6 protein-coding genes are annotated in these 6,701 nt (G+C 57.8%); 4 read left to right on the top strand and 2 right to left on the bottom strand.

The genetic code is table 11. The features are described from left to right. The first annotated feature begins 210 nt into the window (after positions 1–210). A complete protein-coding gene (locus ACGYK7_RS16195; protein ID WP_394403509.1) occupies positions 211–1,095 on the top strand; it encodes a DUF1403 family protein in 885 nt (294 codons plus the stop codon). Between the two features lie 2 nt (positions 1,096–1,097). Then, on the top strand, positions 1,098–1,694 hold the full coding sequence (locus tag ACGYK7_RS16190; protein ID WP_394403508.1) for an SMC-Scp complex subunit ScpB: 597 nt from the start codon (positions 1,098–1,100) through the stop codon (positions 1,692–1,694). A gap of 29 nt (positions 1,695–1,723) precedes the next feature. Here ACGYK7_RS16190 and ACGYK7_RS16185 read toward each other — a convergent pair. Both ACGYK7_RS16185 and ACGYK7_RS16180 read right to left on the bottom strand, forming a co-directional pair. Beyond that, a protein-coding gene (locus ACGYK7_RS16185) for an IS3 family transposase (RefSeq protein WP_394403507.1) occupies positions 1,724–3,258 on the bottom strand; the annotation gives its coding sequence in 2 pieces (ribosomal slippage) (positions 1,724–2,589 and positions 2,589–3,258; 1,536 coding nt in all). Between the two features lie 312 nt (positions 3,259–3,570). Beyond that, the gene (locus tag ACGYK7_RS16180) at positions 3,571–4,599 is read right to left on the bottom strand and encodes an IS110 family transposase (protein WP_394403506.1); all 1,029 of its coding nucleotides are present in this window, start codon (positions 4,597–4,599) and stop codon (positions 3,571–3,573) included. A 238-nt stretch (positions 4,600–4,837) separates the two neighbouring features. Here ACGYK7_RS16180 and ACGYK7_RS16175 point away from each other — a divergent pair, with 238 nt between their 5' ends. Both ACGYK7_RS16175 and ACGYK7_RS16170 read left to right on the top strand, forming a co-directional pair. Further along, entirely contained in the window at positions 4,838–5,434 is a 597-nt protein-coding gene (locus tag ACGYK7_RS16175) for a DUF6088 family protein (protein WP_394403505.1), read from the top strand. Then, a complete protein-coding gene (locus ACGYK7_RS16170; protein ID WP_394403504.1) occupies positions 5,431–6,456 on the top strand; it encodes a nucleotidyl transferase AbiEii/AbiGii toxin family protein in 1,026 nt (341 codons plus the stop codon). Before ACGYK7_RS16175 ends, ACGYK7_RS16170 begins: the two co-directional genes overlap by 4 nt. The last annotated feature ends 245 nt before the right edge of the window (positions 6,457–6,701 follow it).

The following is a 6,701-nucleotide window of genomic DNA, read 5'->3' as shown; positions in this document are numbered from 1 at the left end:
GGTCCACCCATTAAATGGGAACTTCCTCGACGAGAGGGCCGATTTCGGGCCAGTCCACCCATGAAATCAAAACGACACGTCCATGTTTCTGAGCCTATCCCATATATGTCCGATAATCTAAACTTATTGGACATATATGAGACCGGCAAGGTGCGGCGGTTTTCGCATCAATCACTAGCAGAAAGCGCCGCGCCAGTGTAGGCTCTGAGCATGATTTACGCCCGGCCAGATCAGATCAGCGACCTCGATACGCTACCCCCGATGCCCGCCTGGGTCACCTCAGCCCGTGCTGAAACCCTTGAAGATGTTGCGTTTTTGTCGGGCGCGGCGCTGAACCACCTGCATCTTGTGTTGGGACGCGAGGACGTGCCCCAAAGTTTGTTGCGTGAAAGGTTGGCGCTACGTGCGGCGGAGGCCTGCGTTGCCCAGTCAGGGCGACCGGAAAGGGCAGGCGAGTTGCGCGATGCGATTGCGTTCCTGCAACCGGGCGACAGTCCCGGCCCGGCAGGGGAGACCTATCTGTCTTGGCAGCGTGCGGTGAAGCGACCAGTTTCGGTCAAGGCGCTGCATCGGGCGATACCCGGGATCGAGGCGGGACAGATCGCCGAGTGGGTAGATGCAGGGCAGGGCGCGCCAGTGGCTCGGGCCGCCCTCGTGCTCGAAACTGTTATGAGCGCGGCACCGCGTGCAGACGTGTCGGCGCTGATCCTGGCGGATACGGCCATCGCTCAAGCACTCGGTTGGGATCAACTGGTGCCGCTACTCGCCGCGGGCCTGAAACGAGCTGACCTGCGCAAGCGTGGTGACGACTTGAGGCTCGCCTACCATCGGGCGCTCGTCTCATCGGCCGTCGAGGCCGTGCGTCTCTCCACCGACCTCGCCCGTCGGGCGGCGCATCTGAAGGCGGTCGCACCCAAGCTCCGGGCCAAGGGGGCTGGCGACGCGGTCGAGATGTTACTGACCCGCGATGCGGTCGCGCCTTCGACTTTGCCCTTGCCGGATCGCGCCGCGCGGCGGCTCTGCGACCGACTGGTCGACCTCGGCGCGGTGCGCGAGCTGACCGGGCGCGACACTTTCCGGCTCTACGGGGTGTAGGGATGGCAAAGGATCGACCAGAAGCTGAGCTTGACCGCGAGCTGCCCGACCTGCCGCCTGAGCTGCGCTGGCGGGAATGGATGCGCCGGATCGAGGCGGTGCTCTTTGCGTCGGCCTCGCCAGTGCCGTGCGAGGACCTGGTCCGCGTGGTGGGGCAGGGGGCTTCAGTCGATCTGCTGGTAGACGACCTTGCCGCCGATCTGGAGGGGCGGGCCTTCGAGATCGCCCAGGTCGCTGGCGGCTGGATGTTCCGCACGCGCGCCACCTACGCCCCCGCGATCCGGGCGGCGGCAGATGTCGGCGTCCAACTGCTGGACTTGAGTGAATTCGACGTCGCGGTCCTGGCGGCCATCGCCTATCACCAGCCGATCACGCGTGACGGTCTCAAAGACATCTTCGGCAAGGAAATCAGCCGGGACCTGATCGGTCGGCTGCACGCGCGCAACTTGATCGGGACCGGTCCGCGGTCTCCTCGACGAGGGGCGCCCTACACCTTCGTGACGACAGAACAGTTCCTGATTGCCTTCGACCTAACTTCCCTGCAGGACCTGCCGGACCGCGAGCAGATGGAGGATGCAGGTTTGTCCGCAAAGGACTGAGGGTCTGCGGACAAAAACTTGGACTGTTTTTAAGGCATAAGGCCGAGGCTTTTACGGTACTCGATTGGGCTTCTGCCACCAAGGGACATCTTGATGCGTGTTTCGTTATACCAACGGATGTAGGCATCAACCTCGTCAATAAACTGGGCCACGGTGAAGGCTCGCCGATCTTGAGGATAGAAGAACTCAGTCTTCAGGCGTCCGAAGAAGCCTTCACATGCGGCATTGTCCTGCGAACTCGCCTTTCGTGACATCGAACGAACGAGCTTTGCTGCATCGATACGTTCCAGCCAGCCAGGCCAGCGATAGTGGCCTCCGCGATCGCTGTGGACTATAGGCCGCACTTCGCAGTCAGCGATGGTCTCTACCGCTGCATCAAGCATTGTGTTTACGAGTTCGGCGTCCGGTCTGGTCCCTATGGTCCAACTTAAGACGAGGCCGCCGAAGCAATCGATGATTGGGGAAAGATAGACTTTTCCCGCTCGGATGTGGAACTCGGTGATATCGGTCAGCCACTTCTCGTTTGGTGCTGCCGCCTGGAATTTTCGGTTGATGATATTCTCCGGCGCAGGACTAATCTCACCCAGATATGAGCTGTAACGTCGGCGCTTCGGCTTTGGGACGACCAAAGCTTCCTGTTTCATCAGGCGCCGCACCACTTTTTCCGAGATCGAGATGGAGTCCCGGGTCATATATGCTTTGAGGCGACGGTAGCCGTAACAGCGATGGTTGCTTTCGAAAGCCTCCTTCATGGCCTGTCGAATGGGAAGATACTTATCTCCCTGTTTCATGCGAGCGCGGTGGTAAAAGTACGAGCTGCGCGCGAGACCCAGCCGAGCCAACAGCGCTGGTGTCTTATACCGTTTTTTTAGGGCGACGATCAGCATGGTTTTTCCCGATTGCTCAGGCTCTGCAGATCGCCGCCAAGTTCCTTTTTTATCATTTCACTCGCAGTCTTGAGCAGCTCATGCTCAATCTGGAGCTCGCGAATGTCACGCTGCAGTGCTTCACGCTGACGCTCCAACGCTTCAAGCTCTGGGGGAAGGGCACTCTTCTTGCGTTTCATCATGGCAGGAGCCTCCGGGCCAAGGATCTGTGTTTTCCAAGCATAGAGCGTCGGCCGACTAACTCTGAACTTTTCGGCCAGGGCCTGAGCACTTTCTTGACGGCTATATAGCCCGACCACAGCAGCCTGCTTCACGGCGTCAGAGTGGTTGCCAGGGCCATATGCCGTGTTGGAGGCCGGCTTCATGCCAGGAAAGGCCTCGCGTACCCAAGCCGTCAGCGTGGCTCGGCCTGGATAGCCTAAAGCACTCAGCGTCCATGAGATGCAGCGGCCATGGCTTGCATAATATTCTAACGCCACCTGCTTTTGCGCCAATGAGAATTTAGGCGGGCGCGGCGCCGATCGTATCGGCAAGTCTTGCAGACATTGGTATTCTCTATGCCATCCTTTCAGGGCGTTCTTCGTTGGATACCCCAACTCACGGATGGTGGCCTGCGCGCGCTTGCCGAGCTTGATATGAAGCTCAACAGCGCGCATTCGCTCTTCGTAGCTGTACATGAACTATCTCCAAGATAGTCCAACTTTTCGTCCGCACCCCTACCGGGTCATGTATGGATACCCCCGTTCGCGCAAGATGGTTTTTCGACATAGTGACGTGTGATCGGGTGCGGTCATGTATCAGGCCTGTTGTGCGGCAATCAAATGACCGCTGGCCGGTATGGAGCTGCGCGGCTTTGATGCAAAATCAGTTCTGCGGGCTCTTGGCCCATTGACCCGGATGCGTTTTCAAAACCGTCGTCACCGATCTTTTGTCCTTACTGTCTATGACCTCCTCACACGCCGACTTCCACTACTGACTACTCGATGCAATCAAGCTGCTGTCAGACGTGGATCTCTGTAATCTTCCTTCCGCGTTTCCATCGCCCACAGCGTTCGGGCCATCTTGTTGGCCAGTGCGATCGCCGCCACCTTGCGGGGCTTGCGCTGGAGAATGGAATGTAGCCAAGTCCCTGGGGTTGCTCCTTTGCGGGTTGCCCACCGAATAACTGACATTGCGCCGATGATAAGTAGTCGCCGGATATCCCTTTGCCCCATCTTCGACGTTCGGCCCAAGACCTGTTTGCCGCCAGTAGAATGTTGTCGTGGCACAAGCCCCAACCAAGCGGCGAAATCCCGACTGCGCTTAAAAACAGAGAGAGATGGAGCAAAAGCCTCTATCGCCATTGCGGTAATGGGACCAACTCCCGGCATAGTCATCATCCGTAATGAAGCATCAGTTCGGGCGGCTTCTTGTTTCAGCGTCGCCTCCAACTTCAAAATGCGAGATGATAGATCATCTATTTGCTCAAGATAGGTGCGAGCTGTTTCGACAACCAACGGCTCCACTTCAGCTGCGGCCTCATCAATCAGCCTCCGAATATTTGCCAGATTGGACATGCCTTGCGGTGCGATCAGCCCGTGTTCTGCCAGATGCGCACGCAGAGCGTTGATCGTTTGCGTTCTTTGCCGGACGAAAAGCTCTCTCGTCCTGAAAACCATAGCGCGCGCTTGTTGTTGCGGCGACTTCGGTTCAACAAACCGCATAGTCGGCCGGCTGGCTGCTTCGGCTATGGCTTCTGCATCCGCGGCATCATTCTTTTGGCGCTTTACGAAAGGCTTAACGTAAGCAGGTGGGACCAGCCGCACATTGTGTCCCAAAGCACCTATTTCACGGGCCCAGTAATGTGCTGTAGCACAGGCCTCCATCGCCACTACACAGGGCGGCAGGTCCGCGAAAAATGCCAACACTTGGCCCCGCGACAGCTTTTTGCGAATAGCAATGCCGCCATCCGCCGTGGCGCCGTGAACCTGGAAAACCCGCTTTGCCAAATCTAACCCAACAATGGTAACTTGATCCATGGATGCTTCCTCCTATCAGTGATGTGACCCACATCACCTTGGCACATTGCGATGCCGTCGGGAGGGGGTATCCACCCCATCAGTTCTCAGTGACAATCAACACACATATCAAGTTCATAATGGTCTTAAATCAATTCGTTAAGCTGGCTTCTCCAGCACGCTCCCTTCTTTGCTTTAGGTGCTTTTACCTTGAAAGATGTCAGAAACCAAGCTATATATCTGACACTTGGAGGCGGACATGCGAACCACATCTCAAGCGATCAAGGCCTATGCTGAAGCGCTGCCGGAGGGTGCGACCCTGTCGGCGCGGGAGTTGTTGCACCTCGGAGAGCGTGCGGCGGTCGATCAGGCGCTGTCTCGGTTGGTGCGGCGTGGGGAGCTTCTGCGTGTGAGGAGAGGATTGTTCGCCTTGCCCATGAAAACCCGCTTCGGGAGCCGGGCGCCCTCGGTTGAGGCCGTGGTTGAGCACATTGCGAAATCAACCGGTGAGCGCGTGTCGCAAAGCGGGGCGTCGGCAGCGAACCTACTCGGCATTTCGACGCAGAATCCATCCCGTCAAGTTTTTTGGACCTCCGGGCCGAGCCGTCATCTGAAGCTCGGAGCACAAAGCGTCGAGCTTAAACATGTGCCGAGCTGGCAGCTTCGAGCGCCCAACAGTCGTGCCGGGCACGCCTTTCGAGCGCTCGCCTATTTCGGCAAGTCCGAAGCTGCCCAGGCTTTGAGGCGTATCAAGGCGACGTTGAACGAAGAGGAGAAGCGTGAGCTTCTGAGGCTTCGGGCCTCTGCGCCAACTTGGATGGCCAAGGAACTTAGCGCGCTTGCGCCATTGCAATGACAGAAAGCCAAACCTATTTTTCGCTGTCGCGCGAAGACAAGATCGACGCGCTGGAAGTGGCCGCCTCGAAACTGGGGCGGCCCGCGGACCTGTTAGAAAAAGACATTTGGGTCGTTTGGGTCCTTAACGCCTTGTTCGACAGTGATCTTGGCGAACACCTGGTGTTCAAGGGCGGAACGTCGCTTTCCAAGGTCTACAAAGCGATCGATCGGTTTTCAGAGGATGTCGACCTGACATATGACATCCGGCAGATCATTCCCGATCTTATCAAGGATCCCGACGATCCATATCCGCCAAGCCGCTCGCAAGCTCAGAAATGGACCGAAGCCGTTCGGGGTCGCTTGGATGAGTGGGTTGGCTCAAGAGTCGCCCCCATGTTGTCGGACAAGGTTAAGGCAGCGGCGCTCCCGGCAGAAATCCGTGTAGAAGGTGACAAGATCTATTTGGACTACGACGCGGTGCGCAGCGGCAGCGGATACGTTCGATCCTCGGTCTTGTTGGAATTTGGTGCCAGGTCGACAGGCGAACCGGCGCAGCGTCACGAAGTGGTTTGTGACCTCTCACAGGCACTACCTGAGTTGCTCACGCCCGTCGCCACGCCTCGTGTGATGATGGCCGAACGGACATTTTGGGAGAAAGCGACGGCCATCCACGCGTATTGCTTGCGGGGCGCGTTCCGAGGTGGCGACCGCTATGCGCGTCACTGGTACGATCTTGATCGCCTGCACGCTGTGGGTATCGCTGAACGGGCGCTGGAGGATAAGGCGCTTGCACAAGATGTGGCCAAGCACAAACAGCACTTTTTCCGCGAAACCGATCGTGCGGGTGCAACGATAAACTATGCCGACGCCGTCTCAGGGTCGCTTTGCCTGATCCCAGAGGGTGAAGCCCTGGAGGCGCTGGCCCAAGACTACCGGAAAATGCTGGAAGCGGGGCTGCTTCAGTCGGACACCATCGTTTTCAATGACCTAATGGCTCGTCTCAAGGATCTTCAAGATCAGGCCAATAGGTGCCCTGAGTGAGGTGGGGCACGCTGCTTGCTGTCGGCGTCATTGTAATCATCAGAAGGTTCAGCTCCAGGCCTTGTTGCATACCGATGGTGAGCAAAAGCGAAACACGTCAAACCGGTTTTCAAACCGATCCCGTCTTTGTCGCGGATTGCCGGGAGTTTCGAGCGGTGTTTAGGTTTTTGTGATGTGCAAAGTTTAGGTTTTGATGATCTTAACCCCTCCTGCCCTTTGGTCAGGACCGCGCCCTACTCGGTCGG

Origin of the sequence: Sulfitobacter sp. 1A15299 (assembly GCF_043556915.1) — a bacterium.
In the GTDB taxonomy this organism is placed as follows: Bacteria; Pseudomonadota; Alphaproteobacteria; order Rhodobacterales; family Rhodobacteraceae; genus Sulfitobacter.
Note: the sequence above shows the minus strand (reverse complement) of the source record. Positions and strands in the feature narration are given on the sequence as shown.

What these genes read in the sequence shown, in the direction of transcription:
- ACGYK7_RS16195 (WP_394403509.1), top strand. Translation starts at nt 211, where the DNA reads ATGATTTACGCCCGGCCAGATCAGATCAGCGACCTCGATACGCTACCC.
- ACGYK7_RS16170 (WP_394403504.1), top strand. Translation starts at nt 5,431, where the DNA reads ATGACAGAAAGCCAAACCTATTTTTCGCTGTCGCGCGAAGACAAGATC.
- ACGYK7_RS16175 (WP_394403505.1), top strand. Translation starts at nt 4,838, where the DNA reads ATGCGAACCACATCTCAAGCGATCAAGGCCTATGCTGAAGCGCTGCCG.
- ACGYK7_RS16190 (WP_394403508.1), top strand. Translation starts at nt 1,098, where the DNA reads ATGGCAAAGGATCGACCAGAAGCTGAGCTTGACCGCGAGCTGCCCGAC.
- ACGYK7_RS16180 (WP_394403506.1), bottom strand. Translation starts at nt 4,599, where the DNA reads ATGGATCAAGTTACCATTGTTGGGTTAGATTTGGCAAAGCGGGTTTTC.